This window comes from Streptomyces sp. WAC 01529, from assembly GCF_003945545.1.
GTDB lineage: Bacteria > Actinomycetota > Actinomycetes > Streptomycetales > Streptomycetaceae > Streptomyces > Streptomyces anatolicus.
The window spans coordinates 98,978-124,871 of the sequence record NZ_CP029617.1 but is presented as its reverse complement, the minus strand read 5'-3'; the positions used below and the strand labels follow the sequence as shown (position 1 = coordinate 124,871).

Here is a 25,894-nt window from a genome sequence, read left to right as displayed (position 1 = left end):
TCTCTTTCTCACAAGTAGTGGGTTGCGGTGCCGTCCCCGATCTCCACGAGCAGCAGACTCCACGCGGCGACCGGGCTGGCGCTGATCAGGACCGCCCGCTGTCCGTCGCCGAGGACGCCGCGCTCGAGTTCCGTGTGGAGGTTGACCAGGACGTCGTTCGGGCCGAGGTGGCCGTATCGCCGGAGGTTGTCGAAGCAGGCGGTGCTGATCTTGACGCCGAGTGACTCCTCGGTGAACCGGAAGCCGCCCAGCGAGAGGTTGTGGCTGAGGTGGCAGGAGATGTCCGCCGTCGTGAGGCCATTGCGCTCGAGCAGCCGCCGGTGCATCGCGCGCAGCCGGTTGCGGGTCTCCACGGCGAGCCTGAAGGAGTACGTGCGCTGGTCACGGCACTCCTCGCGCCACTGCGCGGTGGGCCGGTCCCGGTAGTCGACGTGGAAGAGGTCCCAGTACTCGCCATTGGTCTCCTGGACGATGTCGAGGATGCGGACCGGTCCGCTGCGGGAGATCACCGCCGCCGCGCCGCCGTCGCCGCTGACGGTCACCGGGTGCCGGTAGCGCTGCAGGGTCGGCGGCTTGCTGCCGTGTGCCACCAGGACGTGGTCCAGGTCACGGTCGGCCGCGAGCAGTCCGCGGGCGGCGAGCAGCGCCGGGGTGAGCGAGACACAGCCGAGGCCGCCGACGGAGAACACCAGCGCCCCGTCCGCGCCGAGCAGCGCCTGGAGCCGGGTGGCATGCGACGACATCAACCGCTCAGGGGCGCGGGAGTCGATGAGGATCAGCGCGCCGATCTCGGACCCGGTCAGCTCCGCTTGGGCCAGGGCCCGGCCGGCGGCCCCGGCGGCGAGGTCCAGCGCGGACAGCGAGTCGTCCGCGCGGACCTCGTCGATGCCGAGCCGGGCGCAGGTCTCCCGTTCGGCCGCGGCGAGCCGGTCGAGGCCCGGCAGCCCGGCGACGGGCAGGGTGCCGTCGGGCAGGTGGACCGCCACCGCTGCGAGGGCTGTCGGCAGTGCCATTCAGCCGTGCCCGTTCTGTGCGGCGGCGAGCTCGGCGAAGGCCTCGACGAGAAGGTCGGCGAAGGCTTCCATCTCGGCTTGGGGGAACGAACCACGGTGCACGATGTTGAGTTCGAGCACTCCGCCCATCACATGGGTCTCGACCACGATCGGCACGTAGCTGAGCAGTGAGGTCGGTCGGCCCGGCAGCGTCGAGCGGCGCATGCGGACGGCGGCGCCGCCCAGCTTGGCGAGCCCGTTGTTGGCGCTGGCCAGGTGCTCCACAAGCACCGGGGGCTCCGGCAGCGCCCGCAGCTCCGCCACCGCGGGGGTCTCGGGGCTGAGGTGGCGCGCGACGCCGTATCCGATGCCGTCATTGGGCACCGACCGCAGCGCCGCGGCGGCGGCCGGAAGGATCTCCGCGACGCCGGCCCCGGGCGGCACCCGCAGGAAGGCCGGGAACATATGGGTGAACCAGCCGATCGACGCGGTGCGGTCGCCGTGCCACAGGGCGTGCGGCGAGGCGCCCATGCCCAGGGTGCTCAGAAAGGCGTCCGGCCGGCCGCGCCACCGGGACCAGGCCACGGCGACCGCGGCCATCGAGGCGGCCTGGCTCGCCTGACCGCTCTCGGTGAGCTGCGCCGCCACCCGGTCCGCCGCGACCTCACGCTGGACGAGTCCGGGCGCCGCGTCCTTTGCCCCGTTCTCGGGTACGGGCTCCGCCGCCCCCTCCGCCGCGCTCAGTATCCCCTTCCAGTACGGCAGTTCGCCGGCCACCTCGTCGGACGTGGCCATGACGCGCAGCAGATGCGTCCATTCCCGCCAGGCGGTGCGGCGCCCGGCGGTGGGACCGGTCCCGGCCAGGGCGTCGTCGAGGTCCTCCACCAGCGGCACGATGGCCAGGGCGTCGTAGACGAAGTGGTGGATCGCCAGCAGGATCACACCGGGCAGGTCGGCGCCGCGGTCGTAGAACCTCACCCGGAGCACCGGGCCACGTCGCAGGTCGATGTCCGCAAGCAGTTCGTCGAAGTCGGCCTTCATACGCGCCTGCAGCTGGTCTTCGTCGAGCGGCGGCAGCACCCTGGCGTCGACGATGGGCGTGGTCTCGCGCTCCGCACACTCGATGCGCCAGCCGAGGTCGTTGCGCCGGAAGCGGTAACGCAGCGGCTCGTGCAGCTCGACGAGGCGCTCGAACGCCGCGCGCACCGTATCCGCCTGGATACCCGGGGCCGTCTCCAGTACCGCGGGCGAGACGAAGTCCAGGGCGCCGTCGGGCGCGGTGTTCTGCAGGGCCCGGATCAGCGGTGTCGGCGGGATCGGCTCGCCGGGCACGGGCGCGGGCGCCGTCGCGGCGGTGGCGGCCGCCTCCGGTACGGCAGCGGGAACGGGCCGGGCCGCCGCGGCCTGCTCGCGCAGCGTCGGGTGCTGGAGGATGTCGTGCGGGGTGAGGTGCAGCCCGGCCTTCGCGGCGCGCGCGGCGATGCTCACGCTGAGCAGCGAGTCTCCGCCGATCTTGAAGAAGTTGTCGTCCGGCGCCACTTGGGCGACGCCGAGGAGGTCGGCCCAGATCCCGCCGAGGATCCGCTCGGCCTCGCGCCCCGCCGCGTCGGTGAGCGCTCCCGGGACCACGGCCGTGGTCACCGACGTCAGCTCGTCGCTCGTGTGCTGGTCGGACACCGCGCTCTCCTTCATGCTCTTGCGGTCGAGCTTTCCGTTGCTCGTCCGGGGCAGCTGGTCATGGCGTTGTACGCGGCCGGGCCGCATGTGCTCCGGCAGCTCCCCGGCCACCCATGCCGTCAGCTCCGCGTCGTCGGGCAGTGACCCGCCCGCGATGTGGGCCACCAGCAGCGGGGCGCCGGAGGGCTGCCGCTCGGCGAGGACGAGGGCCTCGCGCACCTGCGGGTGCCGCATCAGGGTCCGCTCGATGTCGGCGGGCTCCACGCGGTGACCGCGCAGCTGGAGCTGGTCATCGGCGCGCCCCCGGAACTCGAGGGTGCCGTCGGGGCGGACGGCGGCCAGGTCGCCGGTGCGGTACATGCGGGCGCCGGGCTCGTCGGCGAAGGGATCGGCGACAAAGCGGACCGCGGTCAGGCCGGGCCCGCCGTGGTAGCCGCGGCCGACGTGCGCCCCGCCGAGATGTACCTCGCCGGTCTCCCCCGGCGGAACGGGCCGGCCCCGGCCGTCCAGGAGGTATACGCGGGTGTGGGGGAGGGGGCGTCCGATGTCCGGGAGGTCGCCGGTACGGGCCGTGGTCTCAGCCACCCGGCCCGCGGTCACGCAGACCGCGCACTCGGTCGGCCCGTAGAGGTTGAGCACGGCGAACGGAGCCTGCCGGGGCGGTCGTACGCGCAGCAGGTCACCGCCGGTGACCAGTAGGCGCAGAGCGAGGTCCGGGACGTCGGGCAGGTCGGTGAGGACCAGCTCGGCGAGCGGGGTCGGCATGCAGGCCACGGTCACGCGCTGCTCGGCCAGCTCGCCCAGCAGGCTCTCCGGGGTCTGCAGCAGGTCCGATATGAAGCACAGCGTCGCTCCGTGGTACAGGGCCGACATGATTTCGAGCACCGCCATGTCGAAGGCGGGAGAGACCGTCTGCGCGAGGCGGTCGGCGGACTCCAGCCCCGCCTCCTCGCCGAACCAGTGCAGCAGGTTGAGCAGCGCCCGGTGTTCGACCTCGCAGCCCAGCGGGCGCCCGGTCGAGCCCGAGGTGTGCGAGACGTACGCCAGGTTGGCGGCGCCGGCCCGCCGCTGTGGCACGGTGTCCGCGCCCTCGTCCGTGCTCTCGTCGCCGGGGCCGGCGGTGATCGGGACGACCGGGACGCCGTCGCGGCCCTCGACCGCCACGCCCTCGACCGCCATGCCCTCACCCACGATCAGCGCGCACGCGCCGACCTTGGCGAGGATGGACCGGATCCGCCGCTCGGGGACCGAAGGGTCGATGGAGGCGAAGGCCCCGCCCGCCTTGTGCACCGCGAGCCAGCCGACCACCAGGTCGGCACCGCGTGCGGCGACCACCGGGACGGCGCTGTCCGGTCCGACGCCGTGCTCGACGAGCCGGCGCGCCACGCGGTCGGCCCGCGCGTCGATGTCCCGGAAGGTGTGGCTGCCGGTCGCGTCGACGACGGCGATCTCGTCCGGGCGCTGCGCGGCGTGCTCCTGGAAGGCCTCGCTCACCAGGCGCACGTCCGGCCGGTCACGCCGGTCCCCGATGATGAGGGAGAACTCAGATAACGCAGAGAACTCAGAGAACTCAGAGAACTCAGACGCCTCAGAGGACTCCGAGGGCTCACCCTGCCCCTGGAGGAGTTCCGCCAGGGGCACGTCCGGGTTGCTCATGGCGGCCGCGGCGACCTTCATGAACAGGTCGACGAGGAGGTGCGCGGTGGCCGGCTCGAACAGGTCGACCGCGTACTCCAGATAGCCGTCCAGCACTCCGCCGTCCTGGTCGTACAGGCCGAAGGTGAGGTCGAACTTGGAGGTTCCCGGGGGGACCCCCGCGATCCCCGAGAGGTCCTCCCCGAGGCTGTCGAGGCTCTCGCCGGTGAGGCCCGCCAGCCCGAAGCCGGGCCTTACCGTGTTCTGGTGGGTGTAGCAGACTGTGAACACCGGGTGCCGTGAGGGATCGCGGTGGCCGGTCGCGGCGACGATCCTCGAGAAGGGGATCTCCTCGTGGTCGAGTACGCCGGTGGCGGTGGCCGCACAGCGAGCCACCAGGTCGCGGAAGCTCAGGCCCGGATCGACCTCCGTGCGGAACGGCAGCACATTGTTGAAGTAGCCGATCAGGTTGTGGGTGGCGGGGTTGAACCGGCCCGTGGTCGCCGCGCCCACCACCACGTCCCGCCGGCCCGCCCACAGGTGCAGGACCGCGTCGACCACGGCGAGCATGGTGGCGAAGGTCGTCGCGTTCTCGCGCACGCTGAAGGCGCGCAGCTGCCCGGAGAGTTCCTCCCCGAGGCCGAACATCACCGTGTCGCCGCGGAAGGACTGCACCGCCGGACGCGGGTGGTCGAGCGGCAATTCGCGGGTGTCCAGGTCGTGCAGCTCGTCGTTCCACCATCGCAGTACGCGCGCGGTGCGCTCCTCGTCCAGCCACTCCCGCTGCCAGGCCGCGAAGTCGGCGAACTGGACGGGCAGGTCGGGCAGCTCGGGTCGCCGACCGGCGCGGCGGGCGTTGTAGCAGGCGGTCAGTTCCCCGAAGAAGACGGCGGGGGTCCAGCCGTCGTAGATGATGTGGTGCCAGGTGTGCAGGATCACGTGGTCCTGCTCGCCGACCTTGATCAGCAAGCTGCGGAACAGCGGTCCGCTCGCGAGGTCGAACGGTGCCGTCGCCTCCTCGGTCATCACCCGTGACAGCTCCGCGCGCCGCTGTTCGTCCGGCAGCGCCGCGAGGTCGATGAAGACCAGGTGCGGCTCGGGCACCGCGTCGAGCGCGTACGGCCTGCCGTCCTCGTCCAGGATGCGGGTGCGCAGGATCTCGTGCCGGCCCACCACGTCACTCAGCGCCGCCCGGTACGCGTCGAGGTCCAGTTCGCCGGTGTAGCGCAGGGGGACCGGGATGTTGTAGAGCGCGGTGCCCGGTGTCAGCCGGTCCAGGTACCACAGCTGCTCCTGGTTGAGCGACAGCGGCAGCCGGCCGGGGCGCGGCACCGGGGTGATCGTCCAGTCGTCCCGCCCCGGTCCTTCGGCCCGCAGGGCGGCTATCCGCGTGGCGAGTTGGCGCAGCGTGGGGTGCTGGTGCAGGTCGTTGAAGGTGAGGCGTACGCCGAAGAGCTCCTGGGCCTGACGCAGCACCGTGATGCCGGCGATCGAGGTGCCGCCGAGGTCGAAGTAGTTCGAGTCCGGGCCGACATTCTCGGCCTTGAGGATGCCCGCCCAGATCTCGGCCAGCTGTCGCTCCGGGTCGCTGCCGGTGCCGTCCCACTCCCGAGCCGCCGTCCGCCCGGCGTCCGCCCCGCCGGCGGGGCCGCCGGGGGAGGGCGGTGGACCGCCCGGCGGACGGCACCAGCAGGAGACCTCGTCGGCGTCGAAGGGGTAGGTCGGCGCCTCGATCCGGCGCCGCCGCGCGCCGGCGTAGTAGCGGCTCCAGTCGAGGTCCGCGCCGAGCGAGTAGAGCTCGGCGAGGGCCGTGAGCACGCCCTCCCGCGTGGGGTCCGCGAAGAGGCGTACGACCGGCAGCTCCGGCGCGACCCGAGTGATCTCCCGTGACAGGGCGCCGTCCGCGGCCAGCTCGACCACCACCGCGCCCTCGTCGGCGAGGCTGCGGACCGCGCGGCGCAGGCCGCCCTCGTCGACCTGGCCGGTGAGCGGCGCCTCCGCGGCCTTGCGCCGGGATTCCTCGGCCGTCGCGGGGTCCTGGATGGTGCGCACCGCGAGGTTGCCGATGCCGTTGCCGACCAGGCGCGCCTCGGTCAGGCCGAAGGAGCGCGCGAGTCGGTACGCCGCGTGCTGCCGGGCTAGCAGCCGGGCGCCGGGCGAGGTGGCGTCCGTATCGTCCTCGCAGTCCGCTGGGCCCTCGGAGCCGGAGCCGGAGCCGGAGTCGCAGCCGCAGCCGGAGCCGGAGTCGGAGTCGGGAGCGGCGAGTTGGGGGAAGGCCGCGCGCAGGCCCGTCCAGGTGTCGTCGCTGAGTTCGGCGTCACCGGAGAGGAGGAAGACCACAGGGGCCCGCGCCGCCGGTTCGCGCTCATCGGGGTGCTGGGCGCGCAGCAGCGCGGCCAGCTCCTGGTTGTCGTGCGCGGTCACGGCCCAGCGGTACGGGTGGTCGTCGCGGCCGCGGTTCAGCACGTGCGCGATATCCGGCAGCCGGTGCCCGGTCCGGTCAAGGAAGTCGGCGACGCGTCGCGCGTAACTCTCCAGGGCCGTCGGTGACTTGGCGGAGAGGGTGACCAGCTCGGCCGCGGGCTCCCGGGCCGCCGGGGCGGGTTCCGCGGCGGGCGGTTCCTCGATGACGGCGTGCACATTGGTGCCGGTCAGGCCGAAGGCGCTCAGCCCCGCCCGGCGGGTGCTGTCCGCCCGGCGCTCCCACGCCGTCGCCGCCACGTCGACCTGGACCGGACCGGTGAAGTCGATCAGCGGGTTGGGCGACTCGAAGTTGGGGTTCGGGTACCGGGTCCGGTGCCGCAGCCCGGCCAGGACCTTGAAGAGGCCTGCGATGCCCGAGGCGTGGTCGAGGTGTCCGAGGTTTCCCTTGACGCCGCTGATCCCGCAAGGGTCGCTCCGGCCCGCCTCGGCGAAGGCATGCCGCAGTCCTTCGACCTCGATGACGTCGCCGAGCTTGGTGCCCGAGCCGTGGCACTCGACGTAGTCGAGCGAGCCAGGGCCCGCCTGCCGCCAGGCCTCGACGAGCACCTCGGCCTGCGCGCGGGCGCTCGGTGCGCTCATGCTGGCGGCGCGGAAGCCGTTGTGGTTGACGGCCGTGCCGCGCAGCACGCCGTGAATGTGGTCGCCGTCGGCGAGCGCATCGCCCAGCCGCTTGAGTACGACGAGTCCGCCGCCCTCGCCGCCGGTGGTGCCGTCCGCGTCGGCGTCGAACGGGCGGCACACCCCGCCCTGGGACTCCAGGCCGACCACGGGCCTGTGGTCACGCCCGGGTATCAGGACCGGATAGAGGTTGAGTCCGCCGGCGAGGGCCAGGTCCGCCTGGCCGCCCTGTAATTGCCCCACGGCGACCGCGAGCGCGGTGAGGCTGCCGCTGCACGCGGTGTCCAGGACCAGATTGGGGCCGTCGAAGTCGAAGAGGTAGGCGATGCGCGCGGCCACCGCGGAGGGGTGCCCGCCGAGGATCTGCTGCGGGTCGTCGTCGGTGTACAGGGTGGCGTACTGGGGTTCCGGCGCGCTGAGGACGACGGAGGTGCGCGAGCCCTTCAGGGCCCCCGGCGCGTAGCCGGCGTTCTCGATGGCCCGGTGCGCGAGCTGGGCCGCCATGCGCTGGTGCGGGTCCATCAACTCCGCTTCGCGCCGGGAGAGTCCGAAGAACCGGTGGTCGAAGAGGTCGATCCGGTTCAGATAGCCCATCGCCACGTATTCGGCGGCGGTGGGCGCCCCGGCGTAGTGGACCCGCTCCTTGCCCGGTGCCCGTACGCTGACGCGGCCGTCGAGCAGGTTCCGGTGCAGCGCGTCCAGATCGTCGGCGTCCGGCAACGCCACGGCCACGCCGGTGATCGCCACGGCGTCCCGGGTCGGTTGCGTCACAGTTCATACCCCAATCTGTCTGTGGTTCCGCGGGCCGTGCGGTCGTCCAGGAGGCGGGCCATCGCCTCCACCGTGTTGTGTTCGAACAGGGCGGACAACGGCGTCTCTTCCAGGCCCAGTTCGGCCAGCCGGTTGCTCAGCGTGAGGAAGGACAGGGAGGTCCCGCCGACCTCGAAGAACTTCTCGTGCACGCCGATCTCGTCCAGGCCGAGCAGCTCCGCCCAGATCGCGGCGACCGCGCGTTCGGTGGCCGTGCGCGGCAGGACTCGGGCGGCCCCACTCCCCTCGGAGCGCCGGGGGGCCGGCAGGGCGTGCCGGTCCACCTTGCCGTTCCTGGTGAGCGGCAGGGCGTCGAGCTCCACGAACTCGGACGGCACCATGTACTCCGGCAGCCGCCGCGCCAGATGCCTGCGCAGCTCCTCGACACGGCCGACGGCCTCACCGGGCACACCCGGCCCGGCGGCCGGAGCGGCCGGAACGACGTACGCCACCAGCTGCGCACCCCCCGGGCCCTGCCACGCGGCCACTGCCGCCCCGGCCACTTCCGGGTGGGCCACCAGGGCCGCCTCCACTTCGCCGGGCTCGATGCGGAAGCCGCGGACCTGTACCTGGTCGTCGGCGCGAGCCTTGTACACCAGCTCGCCCCCCTTCGTCCACGCCACCACGTCCCCCGTCCGGTACATGCGCTCGCCGGTGCCCGCGAACGGACAGGCCACGAACCGTTCGGCCGTCACCCCCGGCCGGTACACATAGCCCCGTGCCAGTCCCGACCCCGCGAGATACAGCTCGCCGTCCACACCCGGCGGCACGGGCCGCAGCCGCTCGTCCAGCACGTAGGCGCGGGTGTTGTCCAGCGGCCGCCCTATCGGGAACACCGCACCGACCTGGCCGGCGTCGGTGATCCCGTGGGTGGCGGCGAACACCGTCGCCTCCGTGGGCCCGTAGCCGTTGACGACCGTGACGCCGGGACAGGCCCGCAACACCCGCGCCACCGGCTCCGCGGGCACCAGCTCACCGCCGGCCAGCACCTCCGTCATGCCGGCGAAGCTCTCCGGCCGCTCGTGGGCGAGCACCCCGAAGAGCCCGGAGGACAGGAACGCCGCGGTCACCCGCTGCTCGGCCAGCACCCCGGCAAGGGCGGCGACATCCAGCTGTCCGGCCGGTGCCACCACGACCGTGCCGCCGTTCAGCAGCGGCACCCACAGCTCGTAGCACGAGGCGTCGAATGTCGGCGCCGAATGCATCAGCACCCGGTCGTGGCCGCCGCCACGCCAGCGCCGGTCCGCCGCGAGATCCACCAGGGCGCGGTGGCTCACCCCCACGCCCTTGGGCACTCCGGTCGTCCCCGAGGTGTAGATGACATACGCCAACCGGTCGGGGCGGCCCGCGTCGGGACAGTCGTCGCCCGACTGCGCGGCGACGGCCCTGGCGGTGCCCGGATCGTCGACCACGATGCGGGGACAGGCGCCCGCAGGCAGCCCGGCGGCCACCTCCGACGTGGTGACGAGCAGCGCGGCCCGCGCGTCGCGGAGCATGAAGGCGAGGCGCTCCGGCGGGTGGTCGTGAGCCAGCGGCACGTAGGCGCCGCCCGCCATGAGGACGGCGAGGACCGCCACCACGTACTGGGGCGAGCGGGGCACGGCCACCGCCACTGCCGACTCGGCTGCCACTCCGCGCCGCACCAGTTCGCGCGCGAGCCGGGTGGCGCGCGCGTTCAGCTCCCGGTAGGTCAGCGACTCCGCGCCGCTGACCACCGCGACCGCGTCCGGCTGGGCCGCTGCCCGCCGGGCGAAGAGCGCGGGCACCGTCGCGTCCGGTGTGGGCACGGCCGTGTCGTTGATCTTGTGCAGGAGCCGGTGCCGTTCAGCGGGCGTCAGGGCATCCATGGCGTCGCGCGGCGTCTGCGGCCTTGCCGTCAGCTCCGTGACGAGGTGCACGTACCGGTCCGCGAGGTCCTGCGCCGTGCTCGGCTCGAACAGGTCGGTGGCGTACTCGACGAGCCCCCGCACTCCGTCCCCGGCACCATCCTCGAAGTGGAAGAGCAGATCGAACTTCGCGGTGCCGGTCGTGACCGCTTCCGGGACTGCCCGCAGACCGGGCAGCTCCAGCCGGCCCGCACCGGTCTGCCAGGAGAACGCCATCTGGAACAGCGGGTGGTAGGCGGCGGACCGTTCGGGGTTCAGCGCCTCCACGAGCCGATCGAAGGGCACGTCCTGGTGGTCGTACGCGCCGACGGCCTTGTCCCGCACCTGCCGCACCACGGACGCGAACGTCGGGTTGCCCGCCAGGGAGATCCGCAGCACCCACGTGTTGGCGAAGAAGCCCACCAGATCCGCGAGCGCGTCGTCCGTGCGCCCGGCGATGGGTACGCCGATGGCCAGGTCGTCGCCGCCGCCCCGCAGCCGCAGCAGGACGGCGAGCGCGGCCTGCAGGACCATCGGCACCGTCGCGCCCTGGGCCCGCGCCACCTCCTCGACGGCGGCGAGCACGCCGGGGCCGATGGCGAAGGTGACCGTGTCACCCCGGTGGCCGGCCACCGGCGGGCGCGGCCGGTCCAGCGGCAGCCGCGACAACTGCGGCATCCCTTCGAGCTCGCCACGCCAGTAGGCGAGTTGAGCCGCGAGCACACTGTCCGGGTCGTCCTCGTCGCCGAGCAGCTCCCGCTGCCACAGTGCGTAGTCCGCGTACTGCACCGGCAGGTCGTCCCACTGCGCCACCCCGCCCCGTAGCCGGGCCTCGTAGGCGGCCTTCAGGTCCCGTGTCAGCGGCGCCATCGACTCGCCGTCGGCGGCGATGTGGTGCAGCAACAGCACGAGTACGTGCTCCTGCGGCCCGCACCGCAGCACACGCGCCCGTACCGGAATCTCCGCGGCGAGGTCGAAGGGACGGCCGATCTCCTGGGCGACCGCGGCGGACACCGCCTGAGGCGCCACCTCCTGCACCGGCACCTCAAGGGCGACCTCATGCGCAGGCAGCACCACCTGAACGGCGACATCCCCGTCGCCCGCCGGGTACACGGTCCGCAGGCTCTCGTGCCGCAGCACCACATCCCGCAGCGCGGACCCCAGCGCGTCCGTGTCGAGGGGGCCGCTCAGGCGCACCACGAACGGCAGGTGATAGGTCGGCAGCGGCTCGATCGCGTCGAGGTACTTCAGCCGGCGCTGTGCGAACGACAGCGGCACCTGCTCGGGCCGCTCCTTCGCCCGCCGCAGCGCGGGGCGCGAGGACCGGGCGCCCGCATCCACCCGCTCCGCGAGCCGCGCCACCGTCGGGGCCTCGAACACCACCTGGACCGGCAGTTCCACCCCGAGGGCCGCCCGTACCCGGTTCACCAGCCGCGTGACCAGCAGCGAATGCCCGCCCAGGTCGAAGAAGTTGTCGTCGATCCCGGCCTTCTCGACGCCGAGCACCTCCGCGAACAGCGCGCACAGGGCCTCCTCCCGCGGCGTGCGCGGCACCCGTTGGGGGGCGGAGGCGACCAGCTCGGGGGCGGGGAGCGCCCGGTGGTCGAGCTTGCCGTTGGGTGCGAGGGGGAGGCGGTCGAGGGGGATGAAGACGCCGGGGACCATGTAGTCGGGCAGCCGCTCGGCCACAAAGTGCCGCAGCTGGTCGGGGGGCGGCGCGGTGCCGGCCGCGACGGGTACGACGTAGGCGGCCAGCCGCCGGGCACCGTCGGTGCCATGGGGGAGTACGACGGCCTGGTCGACTCCCGGATGGGCGGTCAGGCAGGCCTCGATCTCACCGGGCTCGACACGGAAGCCGCGGATCTTCACCTGGGCGTCGCCGCGACCCGCGTACTCGAGGAGCCCCTGGTCGTTCCAGCGGGCCAGGTCGCCCGTGCGGTACATGCGCGCGCCCGGTCCCGGGGCGTACGGGTCGGCCACGAACCGCTCGGCCGTCAGGCCCGCCCGCCCGTGGTAGCCGCGGGCGATGTCGCCCGCGACGTACAGGTCACCGACCACGCCCACCGGCAGCGGTTCGAGGGCCGGGCCGAGGACGTAGCAGCGCATGTTCCCGAGCGGGACACCGATCGGGGCGCTCACCGTGGGCTCGTCGTCCGGTGCCAGGGCGTGGGTGGTGGCGTAGAACGACTCGGTCTGGCCGTAGGCGTTGACGATGCGGATGCCGGGGAGGGTGTCGCGCACGCGGCGCACCAGGGACGCGGGCAGCGCCTCACCGGCGAACACCACCGTGTCGGCGGCGATGCGGCCACCGGCCCGGTCGAGGAGCTCGGCGAAGACCGAGGGCACACTGGAGATGACGCCGCCGCGCCAGCCGTCGCGCTCGCCGAGGACGAGCACATCGCGGACGACCTCGACGGTGCCGCCGTGGGCGAGGGTGGTGACCATCTCGAACACGGAGACGTCGAAGTTGACCGAGGTGCCCGCGAGCGTGCGGGTGCCCGCCGTGATGCCGGTGCGCCCGGCGAGCTGGAGCACACCGTTCACGACGCCCTCGTGGGTGACGGTGACGCCCTTGGGCACGCCGGTCGAGCCGGATGTGTACATCACGTAGGCCGCGTTGGCACCGCTCAGGTCCCGCTCCGCGCGCGCGGCCTCGGCACCGGTCGGCACCGAAGTGTCCAGCAGGAGGCGGGGCAGCTCGGTGCGCGGCAGGGAGCCGAGGCGCTCCGTGTCGGTGAGCAGCAGCACCGGCTGCGCGTCGGCCAGGATGTGCGCCAGGCGCGCGCCCGGGTAGCGCGGGTCGACCGGCAGATAGGCGCCGCCGGCCTTGAGCACGGCTAGCAGGGCGACCACCAGATCCGCCGAGCGGGGCAGCGACACGGCGACGACGGTCTCTGGGCCGACCCCGCGCGCGATCAGCTCCCGGGCGAGCCGGTTGGCGCGCCCGTCCAGCTCCCGGTAGGTCAGCGTACGGGCGCCGTGCTCGACGGCGGTCGCGTCCGGGGTGCGGGCCGCCTGCCGCTCGATGAGGCCGGGCACGGTCATGTCCGGGAGGGGCATCCCGGTGTCGTTGAACCGGCGCAGCACCCTGTCCCGCTCGGCAGGGCCGAGCACGGCCGTCCGCCCGACCATGACGCCGGGGTCGTCGGCGAGTTGCGCGAGGATCCGCTGGAGGCTGTCCGCGATGCGCTGGACCGTGCCGCGGTCGAGGGCGTCCTGCCGGTGCTCCAGTGTCAGGCGCAGGTGCGGGGCGAGGGCGGCGTTCAGGGTCAGTGGGTAGTGGGTGGTGGTCAGTGGGCGCAGGCCGGTGATCTCGATGCCCGCGGCGGCGTGCGCGTCGGTGAGGCCGATCCGGTCCACGGGATACGAGTCGAAGGCCACGAGCGTGTCGAACAGGACGCTCGTGCCGGTGGCCCGGTGGATGCCGGGCAGGCCGTAATGGTGGTGGTCGAGGAGCCGGGCCTGGCGGTGCTGCAGATCGGTGAGGAGCTCGGCGACGGTGGTGCCGGGGGCGCAGCGCACCCGGATCGGAAGGGTGTTGGCGAACAGGCCGACCATCGTGTCCACCTCGGGCACTCCGGCCGGGCGCCCTGAGACCGTCGCGCCGAACACCACGTCCCGCCGTGCGGTGCGGCCGGCGAGCAGCATCCCCCAGGCGCCCTGCACCAGGGTGTTGAGGGTGATCCCGAGCCTGGCCGCCTGCCGGGAGAGCGCGTCGGCGGTGTCAGGGCCGAGCGGCACCTCGACGTGCCCGTAGCGGGCGGCTGCCGGTGCGGTCTTCTCGGCCGCGGCGTTGCCGGGCGCGGCCAGCAGCGTCGGCCCGTCCACGCCGTCGAGCTCCGCGGCCCAGGCGCGGGCAGCCGCCTCCTCGTCCTGCCGGGACAGCCAGCGCAGGAAGTCCCGGTATTCGGGCGCCCGCCGCAGCCCGGAGGCGTCCCCCGCGGAGCCGTACAGGCGCAGCAGGTCCTCGACGAGGAGCGGCAACGACCAGCCGTCGAGCAGCAGATGATGTGCCGTCAGGACGAGTTCCGACCGGTCATGACTCAGGCTCACCAGGCCAAGCCGCAGGAGTGGCGGGACGGCCGGGTCGAAGCGGCTCTCCAGTTCCGCCGCCGCGAACCGCTCGACGGCCGCGGCCTGCCCGGCCTCGTCCAGGCCGGTCGCATCGGCGTGCCGCCAGGGCAGGTCCACGTCACGGGCCACCAGCTGCACCGGGTCCCCGGCCGTGCCGGGCACGAAGGCCGCCCGCAGATTGGGGTACCGGTCGAGGAGCGCCTGCCCTGCCGTACGCATCCGTGCCGGATCCACGGGGCCGCGCAGGTGGAAGACCACCTGCATCTGATAGGCGTCGAAGGACGCGTCGGCGAGGAGCGCGTGGAAGAGGAAGCCGGACTGCAGCGCGGTCAGCGGCCACACCTCCGCGAGACCGGGGCACTGCCGCTCCCACCGCTCGATCTCGCGCTGCCCCGCCGCCACCAGCGGCACATCCGACGGAGTGAGCCCGCCCGCGCCGGGAGCGACGGCGTGCCGGGCCAGGCCCTCCAGGGCCGCACACCACTCCTCGGCCAGCTGCTGCGCCTGCTCGCGCGGGAGTACACCGGTGGGGAAGCTCCACTCGGCCTCCAGCCGCGGCCCCTCGGCGGTGTCGGTTGCGAGCGCCTCGATGTGCAGCGGGGCCAGCGCGGGCATGCCGTTCGCCGGTGTCGTCAGCCCCGAGCCGGCGGTGATGTCGTGGAAGCCGAGGCCGCGCAGGTGCTCGGGCATGTCGGCGGCGGAGAAGCGGCCGTGGTAGTTGAGTTCGATCTGCGGCGCGGGAGACCGCCGCAGCTCCGCGGCGGTCTCCGGGTTCAGATGCCGCAGCAGCCCGAAGCCGATGCCGTGGTCCGGTATGGCGAGGAGCTGTTCCTTGACGGACTTGAGCAGATCTCCGGCGGCCGGCCCGCCGGTGCGCACCTCGTCGAGATCGCACCCCGTCAGGTCGAGGCGTACGGGGAACAGGCTGGTGAACCAGCCGACCGTACGCGACAGATCTGCCCCGGGCACGATGCTCTCCTCGCGGCCGTGTCCCTCGACCCCGAGCAGCACGGACGGCAGGAGCGGCTCGCCTGTTCCGCGCGCCGCCTGCCTACGGGCGACAGCCACCGCGAGGGCCGCGAGCAGCCCGTCCCGGGCACCGCAGCGGAACGCCGCGGGCAGCGCGGTGAGGAGCGCGTCGGTGACCGGTGCCGAAAGCCGCACGCATACGGTGTCCACGGTGTCCATCCGGTCCACCGCCGGGTCGAGCCGCCGGATGCCGAGCACGGGGTCAGGACCGTCCAGGACGGAGCGCCACAGCGGCAGTTCCCGGGCTCTGGCCTCGCATGCCGCCTCCGTCTCGAGCGCGTGCGCCCAGCGCCGCGCGGAGGTCTCCACCGCCGCGAGGGCCGGGGGAGCGCCCGCCTGGACCGCGGACCAGGCGGCGGCGAGATCCGGCAGCAGGATGCGCCAGGACACCCCGTCCACCACCAGATGGTGGAGTACGAGGAGGAGCCGGCCCGCGCCGCCACCGGGCGCCGGGTCGAACCACACGGCTTGGGCCATCACCCCGGCCGCGGGGTCCAACCGCCCTGAAGCGGCGTCCAGTTCGGCCTGGGCGGCGCGCTGCCACCGGGCGTCCCAGCGGCCGTCGCAGGCGACGCGGTGGAGCAGCGCGGCGGCGTCCACCGAACCCGTCTTCGCGACCCGCAGGACCCCTTCGCCGGTGGACTCCAGGCAGGAGCGCAGTATGTCGTGGTGGTCGAGGACCGCGGCCAGGGCGGTGGCAAGTCCGGCACCGTCGATGCCGACAGGGAGCTCGGCCAGCGCGAACATGGCGAACTGCTGCCAGTCGCCGCCGAGTTCGCGGACGTGCCGGGCGATCGGCGGCAGCGGCATGGACCCCACCCCGCCGCCGTCGAACTCCTGCAGCACCGCGCCCGCCGGGGCATGTGACGCCGCTGCTGCCAGCCGGGCCACCGTGCGCTGCTCGAAGATCTGCCGCGGCGTGATCCCGACACCGTGCGCGCGGGCGCGCGAGACCACCTGGATGGAGCGGATGCTGTCGCCGCCGACGGCGAAGAAGTCATCGTCGCTGCCGATCCGCTCCACTCCCAGCACCTCCGCGTACGCGGCGGCCAGGATGCACTCGGGCTCGGTGCGGGGAGCCCGGTAAGCGCCGCCGGTGAACCGCGGCGCGGGCAGCGCTGCGCGGTCCAGCTTGCCGTTCGGGTTCAGGGGCAGCGCGTCCAGGAGGACGAACGCGGCGGGGACCATGAAGTCGGGCAGCCGCGCTGCGGCGAAACGGCGTAGTTCGCTGGGGGAGACTCCGGCGGTGAGGTCGAGGTCCTCGGTCCCGGCCGGCTGCGTGGCCGCGGGCACCACGTAGCCCACCAGCTGCGCGGCCCCGCGGTTCTCGGCTACGACCACGACCGCCTGGGCGATGCCGGGGTGTCCGGCGAGCACCGCCTCGACCTCGCCGGGTTCGATGCGCAGGCCGTGCAGTTTGACCTGGTCGTCGGTGCGGCCGAGGTATTCCAGTTGGCCGTCGGTGCCGCGGCGGACGATGTCGCCGGTGCGGTACATGCGGTGGCCGGGCGGACCGTAGGGGTCGGGGAGGAAGCGTTCGGCGGTGAGTGCGGGCTGGTTCAGGTAGCCGCGTGCGAGGCTGGGGCCGGCGATGTAGAGCTCACCCGGTGTGCCGGGCGGCACCGGGATGAGTCGGTGGTCCAGGACGCGGACCCGGTTGTCGGCCACGGCGGTGCCGATCGGGACGTGGTCGGAGGTGAGCGGGGCGCTGATGGCGCCGCACACCGTCGTCTCGGCGGGCCCGTAGGCATTGATGAAGCGGCGGCCCGGCGCCGCCCACCGCGCGGGGAGTCCTGGTGGGCATGGTTCACCGCCCACGGTCAGCACGCGCAGATCGGTCAGGGTGTGCGGGGCTTCTGGGGGGAGTGTTGCGGCGACGCTGGGTGGCAGCGTCACGTGGGTGATGTGCCGCTGGGCGAGTGTGCGGTAGAGGTCGTCGCCGACCAGGCGGCGCTGGCTTGGTACGACCAGTGCGGCTCCGATGGTCAGGGTCTGCACCAGCTCCCAGAACGCCGCGTCGAAGCTGGGAGAGGCCACCTGTAGGACGCGGGAGTCGGTGTCCAGCGCCATTCGTTCGCGGGTGGTGGCGGTGAGTGCGGCCAGGCCGGTGTGCGTGACCGTCACGCCCTTGGGGCGCCCCGTCGAGCCCGACGTGTAGATCACGTACATCGGGTGGTCGGGGGTCAGTTCGGTGTCGGGGTCGTGGTCCGGGCTGTGCGCCCAGGCGTGCCGTATGTGGGCCGTGTCGACCGCGATGACGTGTGTGACCGGTCCTGTGGGCAGGTTGTGCGCGGATTCGGTGGTGGTCAGGATCGCTGCGGGGACGGCATCGCCGACCATGTAGGTGATGCGGTCGGCGGGGTATTCGAGGTCGACCGGGAGGTATGCGGCCCCTGCTTTCATGATGCCGAGCGCGATCGCCACCTGTTCCGGGCAGCGCGGCATCGCGACGCCTACCGGGCGTTCGGGGCCGATGCCTTGGGCGATCAGCCAGTGGGCGATGCGGTTCGCCCGCGCGTTCAGCCCCGCGTAGGTCCAGGTGGTGTGCTCCGACTCGACCGCGGGTGCCTGTGGTGCTGCCCGCACGCGGGCGGCGAACATGTCCGGGAACGTGGCCGGTTCGACCTCTCGGGGGGTTACGGCGCGCTCGGCGGCGAGGAGCTCGCCTCGCTCTTTCTGCGTGAGCAGGTCTGCGTCGCTGATGCGGTGGGAGGGGTCGGCGACGGCAGTGGTCAGCAGCCGCTCCCAGCGGGCGATCAGGGTCTCGATGGTGCCGGCGTCGAACAGCTCGGTGGAGTACTCGGCAGCGATACGGATGCCGGCAGGCCGGTGGTCTTCGAAGGTCTCGTTGAGACTGAAGTAGAGGTCGAAGCGGGCGGTTCCGGTGCCGCTGACGTGCTCCTGAACTCGCAGGCCGGGCAGGTCGAAGTGAGCCTGCTCGTTGTTCTGCAGTGCCAGTGCGATCTGGAACAGCGGGTGGTGGGAGGTGGAGCGCTGCGGGTTGAGCGCCTCGACCAGCGCTTCGAAGGGGACGTCTTGGTGGCTGTAGGCGGCGAGGCTGGTGGTACGTACCTGGTCGAGGAGGTCGGTGAAGGTCGGGTCGTCGGAGGTGTCCGTGCGCAGGACGAGCATGTTCACGAAGTGGCCGACGAGATCTTTGAGGCCCTCGTCGGTACGTCCCGCGATGCCGCTGCCGATGGCGATGTCGGTGCCCGCGCCGAGCCGGGTCAGCAGGGCGGCCATGGTGGCCTGCAGCACCATGAACGGTGTGGTGCCGGAGGAGCGGGCCAGGTCGGTCACGCCTTGGTGCAGTTCGGGGCTGAGCGTGAAGTGGAGCAGGTCGCCGCTGTGGTCGAGCACGGCGGGACGCGGCCGGTCGCCGGGGAGGGTGACCCGTTCGGGCAGCCCGGCGAGCTGGTCGGTCCAGTAGGTGAGTTGCCTGCTGTAGAGGCTGTCCGGGTCATCGGGGTCGCCGAGCAGGTTCTGCTGCCAGAGGGTGTAGTCGGCGTACTGCAGCGGCAGCGGCGCCCATTGCGGCTGCTCACCCCGGGCGCGCGCGCCGTACGCGGCGGCCAGATCTCGCGCCAGTGGCGCCAGCGACCAGCCGTCGGCCGCGATGTGATGCATCACCAGCACGAGCGTCCACTCGCGCGCCGCGGTCGCGAACAGCTGGGCGTGGAGCGGGATTTCGCGCGCTATGTCGAAGGTGCGCCGGGTGGCCTTGGTCAGGGCGGCGGTGAGCGTGCTGGTGTGCTGCGGAGTCAGGGTGATCCTGGCCTGTTCGGGCTCCAGGATGTCCTGGTACGGCTTGCCACCGATCTCGGGGAACGTGGTGCGCAGGCTCTCGTGGCGCGCCAGCAGATCATTGATCGACGCCTCCAGGACGGACACGTCGAGATCACCGCTCAGCCGCAGGACGAACGGCATGTTGTACGTCGCTGAAGGGCCCTCGAGCTGGTGCAGGAACCACAGGCGCTGCTGGGCGAAAGACAGCGGCAGCCGCTCCGGCCGCTCGGCAGCTCGCGCCAGCGGTGCCGAGTGGTGGGTGCTGGTGCCGGTGTCGAGGTGCGGGGCCAGCGCAGCCACGGTCGGGTGGGCGAACAGGGTGCGCAACTCGATCTCCGCGCCCAGCGTGGTGCGGATGCGGCTGATCAGTTTCGTCGCCAGCAGCGAGTGGCCGCCCAGGTCGAAGAAGCCGTCATCGATGCCGACCCGGCCGACGTCGAGAACCTGGGCGAACAGCTCGCACAGCAGCTCCTCCCGCAGTGTGCGCGGGGCACGACTGGTGGCCCGGGGGGCGAAGTCGGGGGCGGGCAGCGCTGCCCGATCGAGCTTGCCGTTCGGGTTCAGGGGCAGCGCGTCCAGGAGGACGAACGTGGCCGGGACCATGAAGTCGGGCAGCCGCGCTGCGGCGAAACGGCGTAGTTCCGCGGGGGCGGGCAGGCCGTCGCCCTCGACGGGCACGACGTAGCCCACCAGGCGCCGGTCGCCGCCCTGCTCATGGCAGACGACGACCGCCTGGGCGATGCCGGGGTGTCCGGCGAGCACCGCCTGGATTTCGCCGGGTTCGATTCGCAGGCCGTGCAGTTTGACCTGGTCGTCGGTGCGGCCGAGGTATTCGAGCTGGCCGTCCGCGCTTCGGCGGACGGTGTCGCCGGTGCGGTACATGCGGTGGCCGGGTGGGCCGTAGGGGTCGGGGAGGAAGCGTTCGGCGGTCAGTGCGGGCTGGTTCAGGTAGCCGCGTGCGAGGCTGGGGCCGGCGATGTAGAGCTCACCTGGTGTGCCGGGTGGTACCAGGGTGAGTCGGTGGTCCAGGACGCGGACCCGGTTGTCGGCCACGGCGGTGCCGATCGGGACGTGGTCCGAGGTGAGCGGGGCGCTGATGGCGCCGCACACCGTCGTCTCAGCGGGCCCGTAGGCATTGATCAGGCGCCGTCCCGGTGCCCAGTTGGCGGCCAGGCCCGGTGGGCATGGTTCGCCACCCACGGTCAGGACCCGTAGCCCGGTCAAGGCGCGCGCGCCCTCCTCCGGCAGCGTCGCGACGACACTGGGTGGCAGCATCACGTGGGTGATGTGCCGCTGGGCCAGAGTGCGGTAGAGGTCGTCGCCGACCAGGCGGCGCTGGCGCGGCACCACGAGCGTGGCTCCGACGGTCAGGGTCTGCACCAGCTCCCAGAACGCCGCGTCGAAGCTCGGTGAGGCCACCTGTAGGACGCGGGAGTCGGTGTCCAGCGCCATTCGTTCGCGGGTGGTGGCGCTGAGTGCGGTCAGACCGGTGTGCGTGACCGTCACGCCCTTGGGGCGCCCCGTCGAGCCCGACGTGTAGATCACGTACATCGGGTGGTCGGGGGTCAGTTCGGTGTTGGGGTCGTGGTCCGGGCTGTGCGCCCAGGCGTGCCGTATGTGGGCCGTGTCGACCGCGATGACGTGTGTGGCCGGTCCTGTGGGCAGGTTGTGCGCGGATTCGGTGGTGGTCAGGATCGCTGCGGGGGCCGCGTCGTCGATCATGTAGGTGATGCGGTCGGCGGGGTATTCGAGGTCGACCGGGAGGTATGCGGCGCCTGCTTTCATGATGCCGAGCGCGATGGCCACCTGTTCCGGGCAGCGCGGCATCGCGACGCCTACCGGGTGTTCGGGGCCGATGCCTTGGGCGATCAGCCAGTGGGCGATGCGGTTCGCCCGCGCGTTCAGCTCCGCGTAGGTCCAGGTGGTGTGCTCCGACTCGACCGCGGGTGCCTGTGGTGCTGCCCGCACGCGGGCGGCGAACATGTCCGGGAACGTGGCCGGTTCGACCTCCCGGCTCTCCCGGGAATGGGGAGTGCCGAGGAGCTCAGCACGCTCCTGCTCGGTGAGCAGGTCTGCGTCGCTGATGCGGTGGGAGGGGTCGGCGACGGCAGTGGTCAGCAGCCGCTCCCAGCGGGCGATCAGGGTCTCGATGGTGCCGGCGTCGAACAGCTCGGTGGAGTACTCGGCAGCGATACGGATGCCGGCGGGCACGCGGTCTTCGAAGGTCTCCTCGAGACTGAGGAAGATGTCGAAGCGGGCCGTGCCGGTGGCGCCCGCGTCAGCCTGCACTCGCAGGCCGGGCAGCGCGAAGTCGACCTGCTCGTTGTTCTGCAGCGCCAGTGCGACCTGGAACAGCGGGTGGTGGGAGGCGGACCGCTGCGGGTTGAGCTTCTCCACCAGCGCTTCGAAGGGGATGTCCTGGTGGCTGTAGGCGGCAAGGCTGGACGTGCGCACCTGGTCGAGGAGGTCGGCGAAGGTCGGGTCGCCGGAGGTGTCCGTGCGCAGCACGAGCATGTTCACGAAGTGGCCGACGAGGTCGCTGAGATGGTCCTCGGTGCGTCCTGCGATGCCGCTGCCGACAGCAATGTCCGTGCCGGCGCCGAGCCGAGTGAGCAGCGCGGCCATGGTGGCCTGCAGCACCATGAACGGTGTCGCGCCCGAGGCCCTGGCCAGTTCGGTCACGCCCCGGTGCAGCTCGGGGCCGAGGGCGAAATGGAGCAGGTCGCCGCTGTGGGCGAGCACGGCAGGGCGTGGCCGATCGGCTGGGAGGGTGACTCGTTCGGGCAGTCCGTCGAGCTGATGGGCCCAGTAGGCGAGTTGCCGACTGTAGAGGCTGTCCGGGTCATCGGGGTCGCCGAGCAGTTTCCGCTGCCAGAGGGTGTAGTCGGCGTACTGCAGCGGCAGTGGCGTCCACTGCGGCTGTTCACCCCGAGTACGTGCGCTGTATGCAGCGGCCAGGTCCCGGGCCAGGGGTGCCAGCGACCAGCCGTCGGCCGCGATGTGATGGATCACCAGCACCAGCACCCACTCGCGCGGCCCCGTGGTGAACAGCCGGGAGTGGAACGGGATCTCGGTCGCCAGATCGAAGGTGTGCCGACTGGCCTCGGCTAGTGCATCCCCCGCGGCGGTCTGCTGCGGGACCAGGGTGATCGTGGCCTGTCCGGGCTCACGGACGTTCTGGAACGGCTTGCCGTCGACCTCGGGGAACGTGGTGCGCAGGGCCTCGTGGCGGGCCAGAAGGTCATTGATGGACGCTTCCAGGACGGATACGTCCAGATCACCGCTGAGCCGCAGGACGAACGGCATGTTGTAGGTCGCCGAGGGGCCTTCGAGCTGGTGCAGGAACCACAGGCGCTGCTGGGCGAAGGAGAGCGGCAGCCGCTCCGGGCGTTCCGCGGCCCGCGTCAGCGGCACCCGGCTGCGGGCGGCGTCGGTGTCGAGGTGCGGGGCGAGGGCCGCCACGGTCGGGTGGGCGAACAGCGTCCGCACGTCGATCTCGGCACCCAGCGTGCTGCGGATCCGGCTGATCAGTTTCGTCGCCAGCAGCGAGTGACCACCCAGGTCGAAGAAGCCGTCATCGATGCCGACCCGGCCGACGTCCAGGACCTGGGCGAACAGCTCGCACAGCAGCTCCTCCCGCAGCGTGCGCGGAGCACGGTCGGAAGCCCCGGAGACGAAGTCCGGTGGGGGCAGCGCACGCCGGTTCAGCTTCCCGTTCGGGTTCAGCGGGACTTCGGGGAGCGCCACCACCGCCGACGGGACCATGTAGTCGGGCAGCCGTTCGGCCATGAAGGCCCGCAGCTCGGCGGGGGCGGGCAGGCCGTCGCCCTCGACGGGGACGGCATAGCCCACCAGTCGCCGGTCGCCGCCCTGCTCATGGCAGACGACGACCGCCTGCGCCACACCCGGATGCTCACCCAGCACAGCCTGGACTTCGCCGAGCTCGATGCGGAATCCGCGCACTTTGACCTGGTCGTCGGTGCGGCCGTGGAACACCAGCTGGCCGTCGGATCGCCAGGTGACGATGTCGCCGGTGCGGTACATCCGGTGGCCGGGCGGGCCGAACGGGCAGGCCACGAAGCGCCCGGCGGTCAGGCCCGGCCGGCCGAGGTAGCCGCGTGCGAGCGAGTCACCCGCCACATACAGCTCGCCCGCCACGCCGGTGGGCACCGGGCGCAGCGCGTCGTCCAGGACGTACATCCGGGTGTTGGCGACGGGCCGGCCGATGGGCGGGATGCGGCCGTCAGCGGTCAGCGAATCGCTGAAGGTCACGATCGCCGTGGTCTCGGTCGGCCCGAAGGCATTGACCATGTCCCGCCCCTCGGACCATCCGGACACCAGGTCCGGCGTGGCCGCGTCGCCGCCCACGGCGAGGGAGATCACGCCCGGCAGCGTGCCGGGCGGCAGCGCTCCGAGCACGGCGGGCGGCAGGAAGACATGGGTCACCCGCTGCTCCGTGAGCGTGTCGATCAGCGGTTGCCCGGGGGCCAGTTGCTCCTGAGGGGCCAGGACCAGTGTGGCGTCCGTCAGCAGCGTCATGCACATCTCGTAGACCGAGACGTCGAAGCTCGGCGAGGCGAACTGCAGCACACGGCTGGCGGCGGTCAGCCCGAGCCGGGAACGCTGCGTCTCGACCAGACCAGCCACCCCGAGGTGGGTGACGGCCACGCCCTTCGGCCGACCGGTCGAACCCGACGTGTAGATCACATAAGCGGCGCGTTCGACGGCCAATGGGCCGCCGTCCCGCTCCTCATCGGTCACTGGGGCGCCATCGAGCCGTGTCAGCCCCTCGGCGGTGACCGGGTCGTCCGGCCGCAGCAGGGGCACGGCCAGGACGGGCAGGCTGGGCGCGGTAGCGGCGTCCGCGAGGACGAGGCGGGCAGCGGAGTCCGCGAGCATGTACGCGATTCGGTCCGCCGGGAGGGCGGCGTCGACCGGCAGATAGGTGCCGCCGGCCTTCAGCACGGCCAGGTAGGCCACCACCAGGTCGGGCGAGCGCCGCATGGACACCGCCACCACCGTCTCCGCCCGCACGCCGCGCCGGATCAGCTCGCGCGCGAGCCGGTTCGCGCGCGTGTCGAGGTCCCGGTACGTCAGCGACGCGTCGCCGTATACGAGGGTCACCGCGTCGGGTGTTGCGGCGGCCCGCCGCTCGAAGAGCGCGGGGAAGGTACCGGCATCGACCGGTACGGCCGTGTCGTTGTGCCCGGTCAGGAGCTGTTCGCGTTCTTCGGGGCTGAGCAGATCCAGACGGCCGGCGAGCGCGCCGGGGTCTGCGGCGATCTGCTCGACGATGCGCGCGAGTCGCCGGGCGAGGGCTTCTGCGGCGTCGCGGTCGAAGAGGTGACGCTGGTACTGCACGGTCACCCGGAGCCGGGGGGTGGCGGTGACGGTCACCGTCAGCGGGTAGTGGGTGCCGGCGGACGAACGGACACCGGTGATCTGAATGGCGGTGCCGTCATCGCCGTGGTGCCCTGCTGCTTCGTAGGACTCGGTCGTCACCAGGGTGTCGAACAGGACGTTCCTGCCGGTGGCCCGGTGGATGTCTGCGAGGCCGCAGTAGTGGTCGCGGAGCGCCGTCTGCCGCTCCCGCATTCCGCGCAGCAGGTCGGCCACGGTGTCGGTGGGCGCGAGCCGGACCCGTACCGGAAGGGTATTGACGAAGAGCCCGGCCATCGAGGCCACTTGGGGCACCGCTGCCGGTCGCCCGGACACCGTCGCGCCGAACACCACATCCCGCTGTCCGGTCAGCGCCCCGAGCAGCAGTGCCCACGCGCCCTGCACCACGGTGTCCAGGGAGACACCCGATGCGGCGGCCAGCCCCGCCAGGTCACGCGCCGTATCGCGGCTCAGCGGCACCACGGCTTCGCCGACCCCCGCGGCCTTCGGACCGGCCCCTGCGGAATCGGTTCCGGCAATGGGAGCAAGGAGCGTCGGCTCCTCGGCTCCCGCCAACTCTTCGGCCCACACCCGGGCCGCCGCCTGCCGGTCCTGTCCGGACAACCACACCAGGAAGTCGCGGAATTCCGGCACGCGCGAAAGCGCCGCGGCGTCACCGCGGGACTCGTAAAGGCACAGCAGATCCCGCACGAGTAACGGTAACGACGCGCTGTCGAAAAGGAGATGATGGGCCGTCAGTACGAGTTCGAACCGCTCGGCCGCCACGTTGACCAGCGCCATCCGCAGCGCGGGCGGCACCGTCACATCGAAGTGGTCCCGGAAGTCCTCGGCCAGGAAGGCCTCGAGCGCCGCATCCGGCTCGGCGTCCGCCGGCCCCTGCCCGGTCAGATCCAGCTCGCACCACGGCAGCTCGATCCCGTCGACGACCACCTGTACCGATTCCCCGTCCGATCCCGCCACGAAGGCCGTACAAAGATTGGCGTGCCGGTCGAGCAGCGCCTGCCCGGCCACCCGCATTCGCGCCCCGTCCACCGGTCCGCGCAGATGGAGGACGAACTGCATCTGGTAGGCATCCCGCGAGGCGTCGTCCAGGTACGTATGGAAGAGCAGCCCCGACTGCAACGGGGTCAGCGGCCACACCTCCGCGAACCCGGGATAACGCCGCTCCCACATCTCGACCTCGCGCCGGCCCACCGGCACCAACGACACCCGTACCGCCCCGACCGGCCGACCGGGCTCGGCCACGACCTGCCGTACGACCTGCACGAACCGCTCGGCGAGCGCGGGGTGCCCGGTCAGTGGGCCGCGCAGCCGGGAGGGGCGGCCCTGCGAATCCTCCGCGCGGGCGGCCCGGTCGCGTACCCGCGTCACCACGTCGGCGAACGACGGATCGTCACCCGGCGGGCCGTCGCCCCCGCCGAGCCGGTCGAGCAGCACCTCGTATGCCGCCTGCAATACCACGGGCGCCGTGGCGCCGAGCTTCTTGGCCAACCCTTCGACGGCGCGCAGGAGTTCATGGTCCAA

General features: G+C 72.5%; 3 protein-coding genes. All 3 read right to left on the bottom strand.

The window, feature by feature from the left end:
- Window positions 1-8 precede the first annotated feature (8 nt).
- The 3 genes from DMA15_RS00455 to DMA15_RS00445 are packed head-to-tail and all read right to left on the bottom strand — an operon-like array spanning window position 9 to window position 25,894.
- The gene (locus tag DMA15_RS00455) at window positions 9-1,013 is read right to left on the bottom strand and encodes a 3-oxoacyl-[acyl-carrier-protein] synthase III C-terminal domain-containing protein (protein WP_125510673.1); all 1,005 of its coding nucleotides are present in this window, start codon (window positions 1,011-1,013) and stop codon (window positions 9-11) included.
- Window positions 1,014-8,177 carry a non-ribosomal peptide synthetase gene (locus tag DMA15_RS00450; RefSeq protein WP_125510672.1) on the bottom strand — a complete coding sequence of 2,388 codons (7,164 nt, stop codon included), beginning with the start codon at window positions 8,175-8,177 and terminating at the stop codon, window positions 1,014-1,016.
- Window positions 8,174-25,894, bottom strand: a complete 17,721-nt coding sequence (locus DMA15_RS00445) for a non-ribosomal peptide synthetase (RefSeq protein WP_164551654.1) — start codon at window positions 25,892-25,894, stop codon at window positions 8,174-8,176. The genes DMA15_RS00450 and DMA15_RS00445 overlap by 4 nt, the downstream gene beginning before the upstream one ends.

Excerpts from the sequence above, each read along its gene's own strand:
- DMA15_RS00455 (WP_125510673.1), bottom strand. The coding sequence starts at position 1,013 with ATGGCACTGCCGACAGCCCTCGCAGCGGTGGCGGTCCACCTGCCCGAC.